Origin of the sequence: Anaerostipes caccae L1-92 (genome assembly GCF_014467075.1) — a bacterium.
Classification (GTDB): Bacteria; Bacillota; Clostridia; order Lachnospirales; family Lachnospiraceae; genus Anaerostipes; species Anaerostipes caccae.
In genome coordinates, this window is the sequence record NZ_AP023027.1 from 1,770,522 (window position 1) to 1,790,178 (window position 19,657).

Annotated in this window: 24 protein-coding genes and 1 riboswitch; of the genes, 17 read left to right on the forward strand and 7 right to left on the reverse strand. The window is 43.2% G+C overall.

Going from position 1 to position 19,657, the window contains the following annotated elements; genetic code table 11:
- Positions 1–223 precede the first annotated feature (223 nt).
- The 10 genes from ANCC_RS08690 (at position 224) to ANCC_RS08730 (ending at position 7,912) form a co-directional block, all read left to right on the forward strand.
- Positions 224–1,870: a DUF2075 domain-containing protein gene (locus ANCC_RS08690; protein WP_233458246.1), complete on the forward strand. Its 1,647-nt coding sequence runs from the start codon at positions 224–226 to the stop codon at positions 1,868–1,870.
- A 32-nt stretch (positions 1,871–1,902) separates the two neighbouring features.
- The gene (locus ANCC_RS08695; RefSeq protein WP_006567031.1) at positions 1,903–2,343 is read left to right on the forward strand and encodes a hypothetical protein; all 441 of its coding nucleotides are present in this window, start codon (positions 1,903–1,905) and stop codon (positions 2,341–2,343) included.
- A 45-nt stretch (positions 2,344–2,388) separates the two neighbouring features.
- Positions 2,389–2,772: an FtsX-like permease family protein gene (locus ANCC_RS08700; RefSeq protein ID WP_006567030.1), complete on the forward strand. Its 384-nt coding sequence runs from the start codon at positions 2,389–2,391 to the stop codon at positions 2,770–2,772.
- A 73-nt stretch (positions 2,773–2,845) separates the two neighbouring features.
- Positions 2,846–3,118, forward strand: coding sequence for a type II toxin-antitoxin system RelB/DinJ family antitoxin (locus ANCC_RS08705; protein ID WP_006567029.1), 273 nt, complete (start codon positions 2,846–2,848; stop codon positions 3,116–3,118).
- Positions 3,102–3,230, forward strand: coding sequence for a PIN domain-containing protein (locus tag ANCC_RS17810; RefSeq protein ID WP_006567028.1), 129 nt, complete (start codon positions 3,102–3,104; stop codon positions 3,228–3,230). Before ANCC_RS08705 ends, ANCC_RS17810 begins: the two co-directional genes overlap by 17 nt.
- An 8-nt stretch (positions 3,231–3,238) precedes the next feature.
- Entirely contained in the window at positions 3,239–3,460 is a 222-nt protein-coding gene (locus tag ANCC_RS18000) for a PIN domain-containing protein (RefSeq protein WP_006567027.1), read from the forward strand.
- Positions 3,461–3,605: 145 nt separating this feature from the next.
- Positions 3,606–4,208, forward strand: a complete 603-nt coding sequence (locus ANCC_RS08715) for a TetR/AcrR family transcriptional regulator (protein WP_039946589.1) — start codon at positions 3,606–3,608, stop codon at positions 4,206–4,208.
- Positions 4,205–4,906, forward strand: a complete 702-nt coding sequence (locus ANCC_RS08720) for an ABC transporter ATP-binding protein (RefSeq protein WP_006567025.1) — start codon at positions 4,205–4,207, stop codon at positions 4,904–4,906. Before ANCC_RS08715 ends, ANCC_RS08720 begins: the two co-directional genes overlap by 4 nt.
- A complete protein-coding gene (locus tag ANCC_RS08725; RefSeq protein WP_006567024.1) occupies positions 4,906–7,164 on the forward strand; it encodes an ABC transporter permease in 2,259 nt (752 codons plus the stop codon). The genes ANCC_RS08720 and ANCC_RS08725 overlap by 1 nt, the downstream gene beginning before the upstream one ends.
- 106 nt (positions 7,165–7,270) lie before the next feature.
- Entirely contained in the window at positions 7,271–7,912 is a 642-nt protein-coding gene (locus tag ANCC_RS08730; protein ID WP_006567023.1) for a CatB-related O-acetyltransferase, read from the forward strand.
- A gap of 89 nt (positions 7,913–8,001) precedes the next feature.
- Here ANCC_RS08730 and ANCC_RS08735 read toward each other — a convergent pair whose 3' ends face one another.
- From ANCC_RS08735 to ANCC_RS08765, 7 genes are all read right to left on the reverse strand, one after another.
- Positions 8,002–9,333 (reverse strand): MATE family efflux transporter, encoded by a 1,332-nt coding sequence (locus tag ANCC_RS08735; protein WP_006567022.1) that lies wholly within the window; start codon positions 9,331–9,333, stop codon positions 8,002–8,004.
- Positions 9,334–9,485: 152 nt separating this feature from the next.
- A complete protein-coding gene (locus ANCC_RS08740) occupies positions 9,486–10,808 on the reverse strand; it encodes an MATE family efflux transporter (RefSeq protein ID WP_039946680.1) in 1,323 nt (440 codons plus the stop codon).
- 177 nt (positions 10,809–10,985) lie between these two features.
- The gene (locus ANCC_RS08745; RefSeq protein ID WP_006567020.1) at positions 10,986–11,762 is read right to left on the reverse strand and encodes a sirohydrochlorin cobaltochelatase; all 777 of its coding nucleotides are present in this window, start codon (positions 11,760–11,762) and stop codon (positions 10,986–10,988) included.
- Between the two features lie 26 nt (positions 11,763–11,788).
- Positions 11,789–12,631, reverse strand: coding sequence for an energy-coupling factor ABC transporter ATP-binding protein (locus ANCC_RS08750; RefSeq protein ID WP_156340521.1), 843 nt, complete (start codon positions 12,629–12,631; stop codon positions 11,789–11,791).
- A complete protein-coding gene (cbiQ, locus tag ANCC_RS08755; RefSeq protein WP_006567018.1) occupies positions 12,628–13,401 on the reverse strand; it encodes a cobalt ECF transporter T component CbiQ in 774 nt (257 codons plus the stop codon). Before cbiQ ends, ANCC_RS08750 begins: the two co-directional genes overlap by 4 nt.
- Positions 13,391–13,723 (reverse strand): energy-coupling factor ABC transporter substrate-binding protein, encoded by a 333-nt coding sequence (locus ANCC_RS08760; protein ID WP_006567017.1) that lies wholly within the window; start codon positions 13,721–13,723, stop codon positions 13,391–13,393. Before ANCC_RS08760 ends, cbiQ begins: the two co-directional genes overlap by 11 nt.
- Positions 13,713–14,474: an energy-coupling factor ABC transporter permease gene (locus ANCC_RS08765; protein WP_009289663.1), complete on the reverse strand. Its 762-nt coding sequence runs from the start codon at positions 14,472–14,474 to the stop codon at positions 13,713–13,715. The genes ANCC_RS08760 and ANCC_RS08765 overlap by 11 nt, the downstream gene beginning before the upstream one ends.
- A gap of 150 nt (positions 14,475–14,624) precedes the next feature.
- A riboswitch (cobalamin riboswitch) is annotated at positions 14,625–14,805 on the reverse strand.
- 66 nt (positions 14,806–14,871) lie between these two features.
- Between ANCC_RS08765 and cobA the strand changes: the two genes are divergently transcribed.
- From cobA to ANCC_RS08800, 7 genes are all read left to right on the forward strand, one after another.
- Entirely contained in the window at positions 14,872–16,386 is a 1,515-nt protein-coding gene (gene cobA / locus ANCC_RS08770; RefSeq protein WP_006567014.1) for a uroporphyrinogen-III C-methyltransferase, read from the forward strand.
- Positions 16,383–16,667, forward strand: coding sequence for a cysteine-rich small domain-containing protein (locus ANCC_RS08775; RefSeq protein WP_006567013.1), 285 nt, complete (start codon positions 16,383–16,385; stop codon positions 16,665–16,667). Before cobA ends, ANCC_RS08775 begins: the two co-directional genes overlap by 4 nt.
- A gap of 422 nt (positions 16,668–17,089) precedes the next feature.
- Entirely contained in the window at positions 17,090–17,254 is a 165-nt protein-coding gene (locus ANCC_RS08780) for a helix-turn-helix domain-containing protein (protein WP_167319332.1), read from the forward strand.
- A gap of 284 nt (positions 17,255–17,538) precedes the next feature.
- Positions 17,539–17,793 (forward strand): hypothetical protein, encoded by a 255-nt coding sequence (locus ANCC_RS08785; RefSeq protein ID WP_009289659.1) that lies wholly within the window; start codon positions 17,539–17,541, stop codon positions 17,791–17,793.
- Between the two features lie 114 nt (positions 17,794–17,907).
- The gene (locus ANCC_RS08790; RefSeq protein ID WP_006567009.1) at positions 17,908–18,567 is read left to right on the forward strand and encodes a ribonuclease H1 domain-containing protein; all 660 of its coding nucleotides are present in this window, start codon (positions 17,908–17,910) and stop codon (positions 18,565–18,567) included.
- A gap of 1 nt (position 18,568) precedes the next feature.
- Positions 18,569–19,228, forward strand: a complete 660-nt coding sequence (locus ANCC_RS08795) for an HAD family hydrolase (RefSeq protein ID WP_006567008.1) — start codon at positions 18,569–18,571, stop codon at positions 19,226–19,228.
- Between the two features lie 116 nt (positions 19,229–19,344).
- A complete protein-coding gene (locus ANCC_RS08800; RefSeq protein WP_039946586.1) occupies positions 19,345–19,656 on the forward strand; it encodes a hypothetical protein in 312 nt (103 codons plus the stop codon).
- The last annotated feature ends 1 nt before the right edge of the window (position 19,657 follow it).

The following is a 19,657-nucleotide window of genomic DNA, read 5'->3' on the forward strand; positions in this document are numbered from 1 at the left end:
GATTTTATTTTAACACTGAGGATGAGGAAAGTAAAAGTGCGATTGTTGTTTTACAGCCTGCATGATATAATTTTTACAGTCAATACGAAAGGAAAAGTAAATGTTTTTAAACATTTACAGAGGAGAAAACTTGGAGCCTATTATATATAAAATAAAGGATAACATACAAAGTCTGCAGGATTTTCAAAAACACTTAGAAAATAAACATTCAGAAAGAATTATATTGCTTGACTACCCAATCGTTTATATTCATAACTGGAAAAAAGGTGAAAGCTACGAGGTTTATGTTGGAGAGACAAACAATGTTGTTCAGAGAACAAAACAGCATTTTGATCAATCCGGGGACAAACAAAACTGGAGGTCTCATCTGAGAACAAAATCGCCAGATTTGTATATCATTGGCCATGAGCATTTCAATAAATCTTTGACTCTGGATATTGAAAATCGTTTAATGATGTATATGATGGGAATCGATGCTGTCAAAAGAATACATAACAAAAGGACAAATCCGCAGAATAGATATTTTCCTGATTTTGAAATGAATCATATTTTTCAAAGGATCTGGTATAAGCTGAGAAAAACAGATCCGGATTTGTTTCCAAATGAAAGTGTTATTAAAGATTCGGCGCTGTTTAAAGCTTCTCCTCTGCATAAGCTGACACAGGAACAGGAAGATATCAGAGACAGGATTATAGAAAAAGTTTTTTCAGCATTAAATGATCAAAATAAAAGAGGACAGCTTATTTTCATTGATGGAGAAGCCGGAACAGGGAAGACTGTTTTAAACAGCAGCACTTTTTATGAGATGTATTTGAAGGCAGAAGAGCAGAAAATAGAGAATTTTCAATGTTGTCTGCTGGTGAATCATGAAGAGCAGATTACAGTATACGAGCAAATAGCAGAAAAATTAGGTTTAAAAAATAAATATGGAAAAGTTGTAAGCAAACCAACTCCGTTTATTAATCATCATTCAATTGATCAGCCCATAGATGTAGCATTTATTGATGAGGCTCATTTACTGTTGACACAAGGGAAGCAATCTTACCAGGGAAAGAACCAGCTCAAGGACATTATCGAGAGAGCAAAAGTCACCATCGTTATGTTTGATGAAAATCAGATCTTAACAACAGAGCAATATTGGGAGGCAGAAATTTTAAATGATTACAGAAAGAGTGCCGACGAAAATGGAAATCATTTTAAGCTGACAAAGCAGATGAGGATTACCGCATCGGATGAAACGATTTCTTGGATCGATGGTTTTACAAAGGAGAAAAGAATATCAAAAATTCCAACGGATACCACCGGATATGAGATAAAAGTTTTTGAACAGCCGGCAGAACTTGAAACAGCGATTAAAGAGAAATCAGCAAAAGAAGAACACAAGCTTTCCCGGATGATAGCGACTTATGATTGGGAATATAGCCAGAACTCATCAGTAGAAAAGAGGATGCAAAAATATTGGGAAGTCATAATCGGAGAATGGAAAAAACCATGGAACCGTGAGCTGAATAAGGAATTAGGGAAAAAAGAGAAAAGAAAAAACAGATCACTTGCCTGGGCAGAGCAGTCTCAGACAATAGATGAAATCGGATCTACATTTACAATCCAGGGATTTGACTTGAATTATGCAGGTGTCATTCTTGGCCCGTCTGTGAAGTACCGCAATGGAGAGATTATTTTTGATCCAAATGAAAGTCATAATTTAAAGGCCACCAGAAAACGTACATTATCGAATGGTACAAAGAAGGAATTTGGTGAAACTTTGATTCAGCATGAAGTGCGGGTTTTGATGACTCGGGGAGTGAATGGATTGTATATTTATGCATGTGATAAAGAATTGCGGGAAGCTTTAAAAGAGGCTGCAAAATAGAGACTGATTGAAATGAATTAGGAGGAGTTTATATGCAGCAGTCAGAAATATTTATCGTAGAAGATGACAGAGATCTGGCGGAGATGTATTCCCGAGTCCTGGCGCTGATGCGAAGAACTTATGGTTACTCTGTCCTAAAGCCTCTTTGTTTTTTTGATATCATCATTGATCAGTTTTATGGCAGAGCCAGGAACAGTAAAATGAAGCGGCCGCCAGGATGCATTTGCCGGAAGTCATCAATATATCTCCCCATTACCTTAAAAGTTTCCAATCACTTAGAGACGGGAGATACTGTGACTCTTAAACTGTTCGGGCAGATGTCAAAATACCGGATCGCAGGTTTTTTTGAAGATCCGTTTCTCGGGAGCACAATGACCGGATTTAAACAGCTGTTTTTAGACCGGGAGACCTATGAGAAGCTTTCAGCGACAACGAAAGCTGTAAACTATCAGAGCACGATGGTAAGTTTGTAGACGAATCATGCTACCGGAAAGGATTTCACATCCAGAATCAAATTATTGAATGGCAGGACCGACTTTGCCAGAAAAGGAACAGATGTTCCTTTTATCTATGACACTCTTAAAAAACAGAGGAGAGTGTTTGCCGTTCAGAGAAGTATGGGATATTCTCTAAAGAACCTGCGTCTGCAGTTTGCCTTTTCCTTTGGCATTATCGGAATTCTTGGAACTGTGTTTGGACTTCTTTTTGTCGGGCTGTTTACAAACCGGATGTTTGGTGTCATGTTCGGCAGTCTTGGGATCTCAAAATTTCATGCGGAAATCACAGGGTCCAGTGTACTGCCGCCTGTATTTATCATCGTTGGATTTCTGATCGGTTTTTCCTATCTGATTTCCAGAAGAACCAATAAGTATGGCGTGAGACAGCTGGCTGAGGATATATAGATAATCATTTAATACTATTGACATAGAATTATGATTCTATTACGATTGTATTACAAAAACAGGAGGCGATATTATGGCGAAGGAGGCAACATTACAGGTTCGTATGGATGCGGATTTGAAGGAAAAAGCGGAGACTCTTTACAAGGAGATGGGTACCTCTTTTGCGGAGGCAGTACGTATTTTCGCACAGCAAAGTGTAAATGAAAACGGGATGCCATTTGTCATGACTGCGAATCGAGGGAATACGTACAGACGGCTTTCAAGATATGCTGATTCTGAACTGACAGCAAAAGAGGAAGGTTCATACGAAAGGGCGATGATCGAAAAGCATGAGAAAACTGATTGACGCAAATGTCATTTTAAGATATCTTTTGGGAGATCATCCGCAGATGTCAGAAGAAGCCAGACAGATCATTGAAAAGGGGCCTTTACTCTGCCGGAAGTCGTTGCGGAAGTAGTTTATGTTTTGTCGGGCGTATACAAGATAGAACGGAATGAAATTGGGAGTACACTCATAGATTTTTTTGACGAAGTATTAATCGAAGATCGAGAAATAATCTGTGAGGCACTGACTATATTGGTTGATACATCTCTTGATTTTGTGGACTGTATATTGATTTCACGGCACAGAGTATTAGGAGATACGATAGTAAGTTTTGATAAAAAACTGAATAAGATGCTGGATTAAAGTCAGGACAAAAGGCGCTTTGTATTATATACAGGGTGTCTTTTTGTTTTGAATAATGATCGCTCGTCATGTTTTGATTTTTATATTTGCCATTGTATTGTAAGGTACATAAGAAGCAGTTATGATGATCCCAGGAGGTAAGGATATGCAGATAAAGAAAGAAGAGATCAGAACAACCATTTTAAATGCGGCCCAACAGGAGTTTCTGATTCACGGCTACGAAGGTTCCTCTCTGAGAGTCATCGCAAAAAAAGCAAACACAACCATTGGAAATATCTATCACTATTTTGATAACAAAGAAGCAATACTGGAAGAATTGCTGAAGGAGCCGGTAGAGGGGCTTAATAAACTTATAGAACAGCACTTTGAAAAAGAACAAAAGGTATATTCCTTAAAAGAAGTCAAAGAAATTTTTGGTCAGATGGATGATGTCGTGTCATTAGTCCAGGGATCAGAGATACAGTATTTGATGGATCAGCGGCTGCTTATATTATTGGATCTTAAAACCACTCGTTTTTTAGAATTAAAGAAGTCATTTATACAGCAGTTCAAAGAACACATGGCATGGCATTTAGGCCTTGATGACAGTGATTCTCCCTATGTGGATATTATCGCTGAAATGTTTATATCCTGTATCCGCCATGCTCTTTTGGAACATCCAAATTCAGAGGAAGCACAGAAAGAATTCATTCAGGTTTTCCGGATGCTCTGTGCGGGACTTGTCATGAACCAGGAGGAGAAGCCATGAAGATTGTAGAACTGAATCATATCAGCAGGATTTACCATACCGGGGATCGCGATATCTATGCGCTGAAAGATGTATCTTTTTCTGTCGAACCGGGAGAATTCACTGCAATCTTAGGGCCCAGCGGCGCCGGTAAATCCACGCTTTTAAATATTCTGGGAGGAATAGACCGGGCGGACAGCGGAACTGCAGAAGTGGCCGGTCAGGAGATCACAGGTCTGACTGAAAAAGAACTGTCTTTTTACAGAGCCGGAAAAGTTGGGTTTGTATTTCAATTTTATAATTTAATTCCCACGTTAACTGTAAAAGAAAATGTGGATCTGATGAGAGAATTAAAACGAGAAGCACTTCCGGCAGCAGAAGTTCTGAAAAAAGTGGGACTTTCCGGACATGAAGAGAAGTTCCCGGATCAGCTTTCCGGCGGAGAGCAGCAGCGGGTATCCATCGCCAGAGCCATTGCCAAAAACCCCGATATTCTGCTCTGTGATGAACCGACCGGAGCATTGGACAGTGAGACAGGATGCATGATACTGGAACAGCTCTGGAACTTATGCAGAAAAGATAAGAAAACAGTGCTCATTGTCACGCACAATGCCAATATAGCGAAAGCGGCAGATAAGGTCATCCGGGTCAGGAATGGGGAGATCACAGGTGTGGAGATCAATACAGCACCCCTCAGAATAAGCGAGGTGGAGTGGTAATGCTGATAAAAAAAACATTTCGCGACATCAGAAAAAACAAAGTACAGTTTCTGGCTATCTTTCTCATGATGTTTTTTGGCTGCTTTCTGTTCTCAGGTATTACCGGGGAATGGAGCGGGCTTTTAAGCCGCTTCGATGCTTACATAAATAATCAGAAGCTCGCTGACCAATGGCTGTACGGAGACTCCTTTACAAAACAAGATATAAAACGTCTGAAAAAGGACAAAAAAATAGAACAGGCAGAAGGAAGACTTTTCATCCCAATGAGTCTAAAAGGCAGGGAAAAGACAGCCATTGACTGTTATGCCGCCGACAGCAATCAAATATCCAGACTTCTTATAAGAGACGGACAGGGTTTTGACAGCAGACGAAGAGGTGTCTGGCTGGATGACTTATTTGCCAAGAAAAATGGATTTCGCACCGGTGATACCATAACATTTGTTCAAAAAGGTATTACAATAAAGGGGAAAATCCTCGGGCTGGTCTCCAGTCCGGAATATATATACGGGGCCGGAAAAGACTCTATGGTTCCGGACCATAAAAATAATGGATTTGCATGGATCAGTCCGAAACTGGTTCCGGCGGCGGGACTGCCTGCCTATAATCAGATTGTAATAAGGACTTCAAAATCAGCCCGCAGGGAAAATATCGCGGGAATCATTTATAAAAACAGGCAAATCACGACCGTTTATGCGAAAGACCATCCGGCTGTCTCTATGATTACCGATGAGATCAAGCAGCACCAGTCTATCGGAACGGTATTTTCCATGGCCTTTCTTTTTATCGCTTTGATGATCACATCTACGACTATGCACCGGATGCTGAAAAATCAAAGGACACAGATCGGGATTTTGAAAGCGCTGGGCTTTACCAAAGAGAAACTGACGGTCCATTATCTATCCCATACTGCGCTGATCTGTGTTTTGGGAACAGGACTCGGATATATATTAGGTTATCGGGTGCTGCCGGATCTGATCTACCGGTTTTTAAAAAATATGTATCATCTTCCTGAATGGGGAGGAAGCCTTCCGGCAGTTTATGCGGTTTTGCCGGCAGGGTGCGTTTTGATCTGTCTTTTTATCAGTTTTTCTGTCTGCAGGACCTATTTGAAAGGAACAGCGGCAGAAAGCCTCAGAGAAGAAACGCAGCCAAAGTACCGCATAAGAAACTGCATGAAAATACCGAGGTGTCTTTCCTTTTCCAGCCGATGGAATCTCAGGGATATTGGAAGAAACCGGCTGAGAAGTTTTATGACTCTCTGTGGAATTTTAGGGTGTACAGCGCTTCTGTTCTGCGCATTTTCTTTATACGATACCTTTGTCAGCCTCTCTGACTGGACGTTTCATAAGCAGCAGTCATATGAATGCAAGATTACAGATTTGCCTGATGAAAGAGGCCGGGAGGAATTGCTGCGAAGAACCGATGGAGAGTATCTTCAGGAAGGCACGGCGCTTCTCATAAGGAACGGAAATGAACATGAAGTGAGCATGACGGTACAGGAGTCGGCCAGCTATTTAAAGCTTGCAGAGAGTCTCAGCCAATTTACCGATCTTCAGAACGGAATTGCAGTTTCTAAAAAGACGGCAGACCGCTTTGGGATCAAAAAGGGGGATACGGTTGCCTGGAAGGCTGCCGGACAGGATAAAAAAATCTGTTCTAAAGTACAGGCAGTGATCCGGACACCGGTCTCTCAGGGAATCACGATGATGAGACGAGATTATCTGGACAGAGGACTTAAGTTCAGGCCCACAGCCGTCATTGGAAAGATACCGGAGAATGGTTTTGGAAACTATGAGGGTCAGTGTACCATCTCGCTTCAGGCTGACCTGACAAAAAACATGGATGTGATGATGGAAGGAATGGTTATGATCATAGGAATTCTGGTTTTTGGTGCTGTGCTTTTAGGAAGTGTCATGCTTTACAATTTGGGTGTTTTGTCATATATGGAACGATACAGAGAATTTGCAACACTGAAGGTTCTTGGCTTTCCCGACCATCGGATCAGGACTGTTATGATCCAGCAGAACGTGTGGGTATGCGCGGCCGGAATTCTCCTGGGACTGCCGGCTGGATATGGAATGCTTTGTTATCTGCTCTCCACCGTTCAGGAATCGATGGATATCCCGGTCTTTATCCGATGGACTTCATGGCTGTTTAGCGCCGCAGGAACCTTGGTGCTCTCATGGATGATCAGCCGCATTGTATCCAGAAAAATTCCCGGCATCAACATGGTGGAGGCATTAAAGGCAAAAGAATAAAATCTGTGATATAATAGGCTGGAAAGGGGTGACTTTCTATGAAATTGTGTATTGCAGTCACTGGAATGGTCTAGGGAAAACACGAAGCAAAGATAGGAGAAGTGTTATGACGATTCCAGATACGAAAAAAATTTATCCAAGAACCGGCGACAGCCAGACAATTTATTTAAAAAATGTGATTGACTGTCCGAATATAGAAGTCGGTGATTTTACAATTTACAACGATTTTGTCCATGATCCGAGAGATTTTCAGAAACATAATGTGCTGTATCATTATCCGATCAATCACGACAAAGTGTATATCGGAAAATTTTGTTCCATCGCGTGCGGAGCAAAATTTTTGATGAACTGTGCGAATCATACTCTGTCTTCTCTGTCCGGCTATACGTTTCCGCTGTTCGGTGAAGAGTGGGGACACGGCATTACGCCGGAACAGTCCTGGGACAACAGGGGAGATGTCGTCGTGGGCAATGATGTATGGATCGGCTTTGAAGCCGTTATCATGGCGGGTGTGACGATCGGTGACGGTGCAGTAATCGGCACCCGCGCAGTCGTGACAAAAGACGTACCGCCCTATACGATTGTCGGCGGGATTCCTGCAAGGCCGATACGAAGGCGGTTTTCTAAAGAAGATACTGCATTCCTTCAGGAACTCAGATGGTGGGACTGGCCCGCAGAGCAAATTTCCGAGATAATCCCGTATATTCAGTCCGGAGATATCAGAGGTCTGAAAAAACGGCTGAAATGACGAAGATATCTGTTGGAGAAGTTATCTGAAAACCCCGGTATAGCAAGGGAAAGCTATACCGGGGTTTTTTAAGTACTTAGGGTAAGATGTTATCGCCCTTTTACAGATAAATTTTTATTGAAATGCATCATTGCAGCTATGGCAAACACTGCAACGATGGATTCGGTCAGAGGCATTGTAAACCAAAGGTAATCAGCGTTTATGAAAGGAAGTATCATAATGAAACCTCCGCTGATAAAAAGTCCTCTGGCTACTGAGACAATAAAAGAGGCTCTTGGTTTCAATAACGCCTGAAAATAGTACGTTGAGAAAATATTAAAAGGGAGAAGCAGGAAAGAAAGCCCGTAACACCTCATAATATCAGGTGCAATTTTTAATATTCCTCCGGCAGGTGTCATGAATATTTTAATAAATGTATTTGGAAAAAGCAGCATTAACAGGGTCCAGAAAACTCCCAAAAATATAACTGTGTACAAAGCATATTTTAACGTTTCTTTTATCCGATGTCCCTGTGCTGCCCCAAAGTTGACAGAAATAATAGGCTGGGAAGCTTGTCCGACACTGTATGCACAGCATTGTACAAATGTACTTAAGGTAACGATAACCCCGTAGACGGATAAGGCGTTTACCCCTAAGTATTTGATGATCTGTCTGTTAAACAGGATTGTCATAATACCCATGGCAATATCAACAAAAAATGTTGAGAACCCAACCACACTGATTTCTTTTAGCTTATGGAGCAAGCGTTCGGGCTTTACAAAAGTTAATGTATTTCTTTTTGTGAAAAAATGAGACAGCATTACAGCACATGATATGACAGAACCAATCGCTGTGGCCAATCCGGCTCCAAAGATTCCCATGTCAAAGGCGAAGACAAAAATGTAGTCTCCAAATACATTAATGAGTCCGCCGGATAATACACCAATGGCTGCCAGGAGCGGAGCTTGATCATTTCTTAAAAAAGCTGCCAGCATTTGTGTGAGTAAGAAGCAGGGCAGTACGAATTTAACTGGTATGATATAGGTTTCTGCCAGCGCTAAAAAGCTGCCTTTTGCTCCGAAGAAGACCAACAATTCTTTGCCGAAAAAGATTAGAATGATCCATGCAGCTACAGCTAAAAAAACGGAACCAATGACGGAAGCAGAAAAATATTCATTTTCGTCACGTGATTTAAGATCTGTTCGTCCTTTTAAGGTACTGAAGATTACCGACCCTCCAATCCCCATAAGCAGTCCCAGGCTGTAAATGATATTCCATATTGGGGCAACTACGGCAAGAGCAGCTGTACCTTCCGGGCCTTGATATTGTCCTACCACGGCCATATCTACAACAGAATAGATGGAAGTTATCAGTGCACTGCAGAAAGCAGCTGATAAATATTTAAAATAAAGTGGTCTGATTTTTCCTGTTAAAAAATCCATATTGTGATCCTCCTGAAAATAAATGATAATTTTAGACGTAAAAAAGCCGGACAGGGAACAGATTGATCATTCAATCTATACCCTTGTCCGGCCTATCATCCAAATGATTTGCCCTCCGAGCAATTCATATTATAACAGACGAATTCCTAATGTCAAGAATCTTTTTTCTTTACTTTATGAAATTGAAAAAGCAGGATCATTCCAATCAGACTGACAAGCAGCTCGGTCGTGGGAAAGGCCGCCCAAACCCCAGTGATGCCTCCCAGGGCAGACAACAAAAAAGCCATAGGAATGATGATGACAAATCCCCGGAGAATTGATATGATGTGTGCCGGCCGCGGGTATTCCGTGGAAGTAAAGTAGACGGCAGCCACAACGTTGAAACCTGCAAATACAGAGGCGGTAAAGTATATTTTCAGTCCTGCGGCTGCGATATCCTGAAGTGTTTTATTGTGACTGCTGTTAAAGACTCCGGTAATCGGTTCCGCACCGAAAAATATACACAGATAAACGCAGGCGGAGATAACAATAACCGCAGTGACGGCGTAACGTAAAATCACAGTAACATTTTTATGGTTTCCGGCACCGTAATTGCTGCTTAAGACGGGCTGTATCCCCTGTGCGATGCCTGTATAGACTGCCATGACGACCAGCGACAGATTCGCGATGACACCATAGGCCGCGACGCCGATGTTCCCCGCTATGCGCAGCAGGATCATATTAAATACAATGATCACGATACCGGAAGAAACTTCCGTGATCAAAGACGGAAGTCCGCTTGAAAAAATGTCAAGCAGCAGATTTGCCGAAAGCCTGCATTTCTTTAAATGAAACTGATTTCTTTTATTGATCAGATAAGGGGACAGAATCAAAATGCTGATTACCGGTGCCAGTCCGGTGGCAAACGCTGCCCCAAACAGTCCCATTCCGAGCGGAAATATAAAGATATAATCCAAAATAATATTAGACAGACTTCCGCAGATCATAGCTGCCATGGCTAAATGAGGATTTCCGTCATTTCTTACGAAACACAGCAAGAGATTATTTGCCATAAACATTGGGGCAAACAGCAGAATAACCTGTAAATAAGTTTTTGTCATTTGGAACACAGATTCGTTGGCTCCCAACATTCTGACCATAGGTCCGGAGCAGAAAATACCAAGCAGGCAGAAGATACCTGCAACGATTCCCGTCAAAACCACAGCATTTGTAAATACCTGATTCGCTTTGGTTTTATTTTTCTGGCTTCTTAAAATTGAATATTTTGTTCCTCCTCCGATTCCGAGCATTAATCCGCTGCCGTTTATAAAGCTGTAAACCGGAATTGCAAGATTCAGGGCGGTCAGTCCATCTGCCCCTAATGCCCTGGAGACAAAAAAAGTATCTGCCAAAATATAAAAAGACAGCCCCAGCATACCCAGTACATTGAGCGAAGAATACTTCAAAAAAACTTTAAAACATGACATCTCTTTCATATGGTATATACCTTCCTTATGCATTTGTGTACATCTCCGCAGGACTTCCCTATGGAATAAAAAACGCCTTACTCATTCCAACAAAGGCCTACTGGAATAAATAAGACGTTACCCGGCGGTAATTAACATTTATGCTATTTTTATAGATAATATCATATTGACTGAGAAAGTCAATATCTAGGTACACGATTTCGCGTGTTCGGCAAACAGCTCCCTGACCCCGTCATATTCTCCGAGTCCTTTCATGACACATTCTACTTGATATCCTGCCGACACAAACTGAGAGTACCAGGAATCCGGGTCGTCTCCCGCCATATCATGTCTTGCATGATCTCCGGCTACGATCATAAAAGGTGCAAGAATGACTTTCTTCGGCTGGTATTCTTTTACCATACGCATCAGGGACTGCATGCTCGGGAAGGCTTCTACTGTACCCAGAAATATATTTTTAAACCCCATATCCTTGAACCGGTAGTCAAGTGCAGCATAGACAGTATTGGCATAGTGAGTAGTTCCGTGTCCCATCAAAACCAGGGCATCTTTGTCAGTGATCCACGAAAATTCCGATGCCACCGCATTTACAACCGCTTCATTGTCGGATTCCGATGAGAGAAGAGGTGCCCCGAAGACAATAGAATGAAAAGAGTCCCGGAAGGAAAGCGCGTCTGTTTTCATCCGGTCATTTTCCACACCATTGATGACATGGGTGGGCTGGATGATCACATCCGTAATGCCGTCGGCTTTCATGTGCGCCATGGCTTCCGGCACAGAATCAATATGGATGCCGTCTCTTATCTTTATTTTTTTAAGGATCATACGGCTGGTCCAGGCCCGGTACATCTTGTGATCCGGGAAATGATGTTCCAGTGTATGTTCGATCGCTTCGATCGTTTTTTTTCGTGTATCTTCATAGCTTGTCCCGAAACTGACAGCTAAAATCGCTTTTTTCTTCATCTATTTCCTCCGCAGACAGATATTTTTCAGATTCCTTCAATTATTTGTTCAAGCTCCTTAAGGTTCTTGGGAATCGGAATTCCAGTATTTATTATTTTTTTCCGGCAAAGACTTCCATACATAGAAAGTACGGCGGGCCGAGACAGATTGGTGAGGGTAAGGGCTGCCTGATCAGAAAATACTTCTATAGGAGATCCTGATTTCAGAACTCTGCCCTGATGGAATAATATAATCTGGTCCGCCCATGAGAAAGCATAGTCCGGATCATGGGTTGAGATCAGAACAGTCAATCCGGCTTCTGTCATTTGATCTATGGTTCCGTTTACCAGGGCCGTATGTTTAGGGTCCAGAGCCGCAGCCGGCTCATCCAGGATTACAATATCAGGATGCATGACAAGGATGTCAGCAATGGCAACCTGTTTTTTCTGCCCTCCGCTCAGGATATGGGTAGGGCGGTCTTTCAACTCTGTGATATCCAGAGCATCCATGATCTTTTCCGTCTCTTTGAGAGCCGTTTCGCTGTCAGCTCCAAGATTCAAGATGCCGAAGGAGATTTCCTGCAGGACACTGGCCGAAAACAGCTGGTTATCGGGATCCTGAAATACAATTCCAATCCTGTGCCTCAGCTCTAACAGACTTTTCCTATCATAGGAATATGGTGTTCCACAAAAAAACAGAGTTCCCTTTTGAGGCTTTAAAATCCCATTCAGACAGAGAAAGAAAGTAGATTTTCCGGAACCGTTGGCTCCCATGACTGCGATTTTTTTGCCTTTTTGAATATCCAGGGAAAGCCCGTTTAACGCCGGAGTATTCTCTCCGTCATAAGTAAAATACAGATTATCGGCTTTTATAATAGATTCCATCTTCATCCGTAAATTTTCCTTCCTATTATGAGAGACAGCAGAAGAAGTTCAAACATTATGATGTAAATAATTTCTTTCCTTTTTGGAGGATAGTCCTCTAAAAGGACCCGCATGTTCCCGTTATAGCATCTGGATTCCATGGCATCAAATAATCTGCCGGAACGCTTCATTGCTTTCATGAACAAGGCGGAAGCCATACCTCCGAATGCATGGACTGATGTCTTGAAATTCCGGTTGGAAAGCCTTGCCTCCTGGGAGATCCTGATGGCTGTGGCCTCCGACAATAAGACAAAAATAAACCGGTAAATGAGCATAAACAGTTCTATGAGCAGAGCCGGGCAGCCCAGCTTCTTTAAAATGCCGATCAAGTCAGTCACCGGGGTGGAAAGAGACAAAAAATATAAGCAGGATACTGCAGAAAGAGCTGAGAGTATCAGCCTGAAACCGAAGATCAGCGACTCCCAGCTTCCTGTTATATAGTAGGAACCTGCCGGCACTGCATAGGCATCCAGAGGAGTTTTGGAAATATTAAAGAGGATCGCCAGCGTGCTCAAGAGCAGGAAGACCGCAGGAAGACGCATCAGCTTTATATACCGGCGGACAGGGATGCCGCCTTTTTTTACCGTCAGCCAGCCAAGGCTTAGAATGACCAGAGTCGAAACAGAAAAAGATCTGCTGAGGATACAGAGCAGAAGCGTTGTCATGGAAAAGCAGAACTTTTCCATGACATTTACTTTTCTGAGCCCGGACCGGTGACAGTATTGGTCAATCAGCATCGTTTGCCGCCTCTGCCGCAGCAAGGAGGCGCTTCCGTTCCCTTAAACGTCCCAGGTTATAGGCAATGATCCCGACACCAATCCCGGTCTGTACACAGAACAAGAGGCTTTCCACTTCACCCGGAAGTTCTCCGTCAATAAAGGTTTCCAGCACAGGAGTGAACCACGGCTGATATTCCTTTCCCTCAATCTTTGATATCATGACACTGCCCGCATCATCAGAGCCTCCGAACTCGGCGCCTTTTAAGGCAAACAGAGGGGCCACAGCAATAAAGGCGGCCACGAAAAGCAGGATGATTACTTTTTTCTTATCACTTTTCATATGCATGTCCCTCCTTGATGAAGCTGAGAATCTTGAGTTCCGGGCGGGCATAGGATTCAAGAGCGATAATGATCACAACGGTCAGAATTCCTTCTACGATGGCAAGAGGGAGCTGGGTCGGAGCAAAGACTCCGAGAAATTTTGCTGCAGAAGCCAAAAAGCCGCCCTGTTCTGAAGGATATGCAAGTGCCAGCTGAACACTGGTAATACAGTATGTAAAAATGTCTCCAAGCATTGCGGCCAAAAATACACTGATTCGGCGGTTCAGCCCGCATTTTTGGCAGATCTTATACACTGCGAAGGATAAAAACGGCCCTGCGACTGCCATAGAAAAAGTGTTGGCTCCAAGAGTCGTCAATCCGCCGTGGGCTAAAAGGACTGCCTGGAAGATCAGAACGATGATGCCCAGTATGCTTACAGCCAGAGGTCCGAACAGAATGGCGCCAAGTCCGGTACCGGTCATGTGGGAACAGCTTCCTGTGACAGAGGGGATTTTTAAAGAAGAGATAACGAAGATGAATGCTCCTGACATAGCAAGTATCGTCATCAGCCGCCGGTCTTTGCTGACCGTCTTTTTGATGGAAAAAAATCCTGCGGCTAAAAACGGAAGGCTCAGAACTCCCCAGGCGATACAGAACAGAGGAGGAAGATATCCCTCCATGATGTGCATGGCGCTGGCTGTGCGGCCGAAGCCAAAGATGACAGCCGCCGCCAATGCAGCGGTTACAATGATTTTTTGATAGTTTTTCATGTTTGCTCCTTTCGATTCACTTCGCTGTGTCTCGGTGTAAGAAACTGCAGCACCGAAAACACCAGGTATGCTGGCGCATCGAATATAGGCGCAGAAGGACGCGGCTCCTTCGACGATATATTCTACAACGGCTGTCTTTCGCAGACCGGTGTAAATCGCATGTTTACGGCAGGTCTTCTGACTCAGGCCTCACTGCCGCATTCCGCCTTCCCAGTTTCCCAGTGACATGATTGAAATGCAGCTCTTCCTATACAGCGGCGGGACCGTGCGGGAATCTCACCCGCTTTCCTATTCTCCTTTATAAAAGGCACCTGTAAACATTCAATTTCTCCCATTTTATCGAGTTGTTAGAACCTTGTCAATATGCTATGATGGAAATAAAAAGGAGAAATTACCGATGAAGACTGGAAAGGTATGGCTGGTGGGCGCAGGGCCCGGGTCCATCAGCCTTTTGACGATAAAAGCGGCGGAAGTGCTGCAGAAGGCAGATGTGATCATTTATGACAGCCTGATCGGCACCGAAATATTATCGGCACTTCCCAAAACAGCTGATTACATTTATGTCGGAAAACGTTCCGGACAGCACACGATGCCTCAGGAAGAAATCAATCTGCTGCTTCTTAAAGAAGCTCAAAAAGGCCGTTTTGTCGTGCGGCTGAAGGGAGGAGACCCCTTCCTGTTCGGCAGGGGAGGAGAAGAACTGGAACTGTTAAAAGAACACCAGATTCCATTTGAAATCGTTCCTGGCATCACCTCACCGATTGCGGTGCCGGAATATAACGGTATCCCGGTGACTCACAGGGATTTCAGTTCTTCCGTTCATATCATAACCGGACACAAAAAAGCAGGGTCAGAATATGATATCGACTTTGAAGCTCTCGTGAGAACAAAAGGTACTCTGGTGTTTTTGATGGGAATTTCATCACTTCCGGATATCGCAGACTCCCTGATCTCTGCGGGAATGGACCCTCAGATGCCGGCTGCCGTGCTTTCCAGGGGAACCACGGCAGGACAGAAAAGAGTTGCTGCGCCGCTTCGTGAACTTCCGGAAGCCGTGTGCAAAAGCCGGATAAAGACTCCTGCGGTCATTGTCGTCGGACAGGTATGCAGATTTTCAAAAGATTTTGCCTGGTATGAAGACCTCCCTCTGGCGGGATGCCGCATTTTACTCACACGCCCGAAGGAGCTTATCAAAAAGACAGCTGCCATGTTCAGAGATCAGGGGGCCGAAGTCTTGGAAATGCCTTCTATCAGTATAGAGCCGGTAAGAGACCAGAGGAAACTTTCCATGGCTCTTGAGAAGATCAATTCTTATGACTGGATCGTGTTCACAAGCGTCAACGGAGTCAGAATCTTCTTTGAGGAAATGAAACATCAGAAGAAAGATATCAGGAGCCTTGGTTCCTGCAGGATAGCCTCCATCGGTGCAGGCACAAAAAATGCATTGGAAGAGAGAGGCCTGTTTTGTGATCTGGTACCCGAACATTATGACGGAGTTTCTCTTGCCGGGACACTCGCGGACAGACTTACAGGTACGGAGCACATCCTGATACCGCGGGCAGCTTCGGGAAATCAGGAAATGATACGGATTCTTCATAAAAAGCCCGGAATTCAGACAGATGATATAGGAATCTATGACACTCAATATGAGAATTGGCAGCTGGTCCCTGTAAAAGAAATGATCGAATCGGGAGAGATCGACTGGACAGTTTTTACAAGCGCTTCCACAGTCCGGGGATTTGCGGCTGCAGTGGCGGATACGTGCATCAAAGGAATGAAGGCAGCATGCATCGGAGAGCAGACTGCCCGGGCGGCAGAAGAAGTTGGAATGAAGGTATATATTGCAGAGCAGGCATCGGCCGAAAGTCTCGTCCGCCTCGTTTCAGAACATCAGACAGGAAGTAAATTATGAAGAGAGAGAAAAAAAACTATCAATTTTTCCGGCACAGAGACTGTGAGTATTTTCCATGCCATGAAACAGATGATATTGAAAACTTTAATTGTCTTTTTTGTTACTGTCCGCTCTATATGCTTGGGGAGAACTGCGGCGGCAGTTTTAATTTAAAAAACGGCGTGAAAGACTGCAGTCAGTGCATAATTCCCCATAAAAGAGAAAATTATGGCTATATTACCGGGAAATTTTCTGAGATTGCCGCTGCAATGAATTTTTCCAAAGATCAGCAGCAGGAATAATCTTTCCTTTTCAGTTCCGCATTCATTGTTCCGATTTCCTCTTATGAAGCCGGTATATCTAACATATCCTTCCCCATTATTTCCATAATAGTGTCCTGCTCTGCAGTCATGGCTGCAAAAGCTGAGCTCCCGATGACTCATAGATTTATTTTCATCTTGATATCCTGTTCCTGTCACGTTTGATAGACGGCTTTTCTATGAATCTTGTAAACAGAAAATGGATGACAAAATTCGACATAAAAGAAGAAGCATGTTCATATCCATCTGTTTTGTGTGCTGAGAGATTATAATACATACGTCTACGCATCTAGTGAAACGGGAAACCTTTTGTATATAATGAAATACATGTATGTTAAAACCTTAAAGATAAGGCTGTGAAAGGATATGAGAGAGAGAAAATAATACCGATTGGAGCCATGAACATGGAACGCAGATTGTTGGGTAAGAGGATTAACCAGATTCGGAAAGAAAGAGGGCTGACTTCCGAAGCTCTTTCAGAAATTTGTGATGTAAATGCCGGACACATCAGGCAGATAGAATCAGGGATCAGGCTTCCAAGTCTGCCTCTGTTTATCAGAATATGTTAGGCATTAAAAACAGCACCAAATGAAATATTAAAAGATCAATTTGATCCGGAAATAATTGAGAGTGAAAACAAACTTCTCCTGAAAGTAGAAAGTTTGACTCCCAAACAAAAACGTATATTGTCAGATTTGCTGGACACTTTTAAGAAAAGTATGAACGGAGATTCTGTCGAATAGAGACGGATTCTTTCATTTTATGTCTGTCGAAAAGAATAGACTTTTTCAGAATTTTGCTTTACTCTATAAGCATGAGCAGTGTTACTTTTAAGATAATAAAAGGAGCAAATATGAAATATATGTCTGAAGTTTTTTTAGAGTTGCTTGGAAATGATTTTAGCACAGAAAATGTGAGGCAGACCGCAGCCGCAGTAGGGAAATTACTGAATGACCGTACAACCGAATTAAGCGGTCAGGAGGCAAGGGACTTATGGGATGTCATGAAAGAATTTTCCTATCTGATCGACGATTGTTCTGTAAAACAGAAGGTCCTTGCCAAAGCAAATGCTACATACAGTTTTTCTGTGAATTTGTCGAATAACTAAAACTTCATCTTTTATCATTAAAATATCGGCAATCAGGCAGGGGGTATCTGTACTTTCAGATACTTCCTGTTTCTGTTATAATAAAAAGCGGAAAAAATATGGAGGACTTACATCGTGGCAAACAAATTTTATGCAGTCAGACAAGGACGCAACCCGGGAATTTACCGCACATGGAAGGATTGTCAGGCACAGGTTTCCGGATTTCCTTGTGCTCAGTTTAAAAGCTTTCCTGCATTGGCTGAGGCTGAGGCATTTCTTAATTCTTCAGCCGGGCAGGATATAGAGATCGACGGTCAGACACTGACAGCCTATGTAGACGGGAGTTATGACCATCGAAAAAAAGAATTTTCATATGGCATGGTCCTCAGAAAAAAAGAGGGAGACTTGTATTTTGCCGAAAAATATGCAGATCCTGCGTTAGCCGCTATGCGAAATGTAGCCGGCGAGATCAAGGGTGCTCAAAAGGCAATGCAGTATGCTGTGGACAGCGGTTATCAAAAACTGGCCATTTACTATGACTATGAGGGAATCGCAAAATGGTGTACCGGGGAGTGGGCAGCAAAAAAAGAGGGAACGAAAGCCTACCGTTCCTTCTACGATAGTGTGAAGGATCGGCTTCAGGTACGGTTTGTAAAGGTAAAAGGGCATTCCAATGATGAATACAATGACAAGGCAGATATGCTTGCAAAGTCTGCGCTTGGCATCGGTGACGGAAGCTTTGTTTCAGACGGATCAGGCCGGTGGATGCCGCAAAATAATCAAAAGAAAAAGTGAGGTGGGGATATTGGCTATACTATTCGATGTGGATGACACACTTTATGATGTATCCATACCATTTTGCAGCGCATGCGACAAGGTTTTTAAAGAGAAATATTCCATTCCTTCCATAGACTTATTTCTGGCAGGAAGAATTCACGACATCCCTGTTGTTGACAGAATCCGCAAAGCTTTCAGTAAATTCGGGATTCAGATTACAGAGTCAGAGGTGATGGAATTTCATGAAGTTTACCGGGGAGAACAGACAAAAATTACGCTGACAGAAGGAATGAAAAACGTTCTGGAATTTTGCAGACAAGAAGGAATTTTCACCGGAATTATAACAAATGGATTCTCCCGTGCTCAGTGGAACAAAGTAAAGAGTCTTCATCTGGAAGAATGGATACCAAGAAGCCATATCATTGTATCCGGGGATGAGGGAGTCCGCAAACCGGACCCCGGGATTTTTAAACTCGCGGAGCAGAGATTCGGACTTGATATGAAGGATACATGGTTTATAGGTGATACCTATGCCACAGATATATGCGGAGCCATTGCTGCCGGCTGGAAGAGCATCTGGCTGAACCGGAGACAGGATATTCTGCCGGACGGCAAGACATCTCCGGACTATACAGTGTCAGACGAAGAAGGTCTGCTTAACATCCTGCTCTCAAAATAATCCGTCTGAAATATGCATCTGAAAACAGAGAAACATCTCTGGGTTTTCAGATGCTTTTTTTATGCATTAGGTGTATAATGAAAAAAAACATTTTGACTTTAAAAGGGGGCGTGAAGATGGATGCGATTGTAAACAGGCTGGCTGAAATTGAGAGTGCCGCTGCCGCCATCGTAAAACATGCAGAGGAAGAGAAGGATGAGCTTGAACAGGAAATGCGGCGGAAACAGACAAAATTTGACGAGGAATTAAAGGCTGTGACGGAGCAGAGGCTTACAGAAGTATCAAAACAGGCAGAGAGCCAAGTATCCGCTGAAAAGGAACAGCTGAAAAAAAAACATGAATCAAAGATCCTTCAGCTGAAGAAGGAATATGAGCAGAGCGGGGAGCAGTATGCCAGGGAGATTTTAGAACGCATCAGCGGGGTATAGC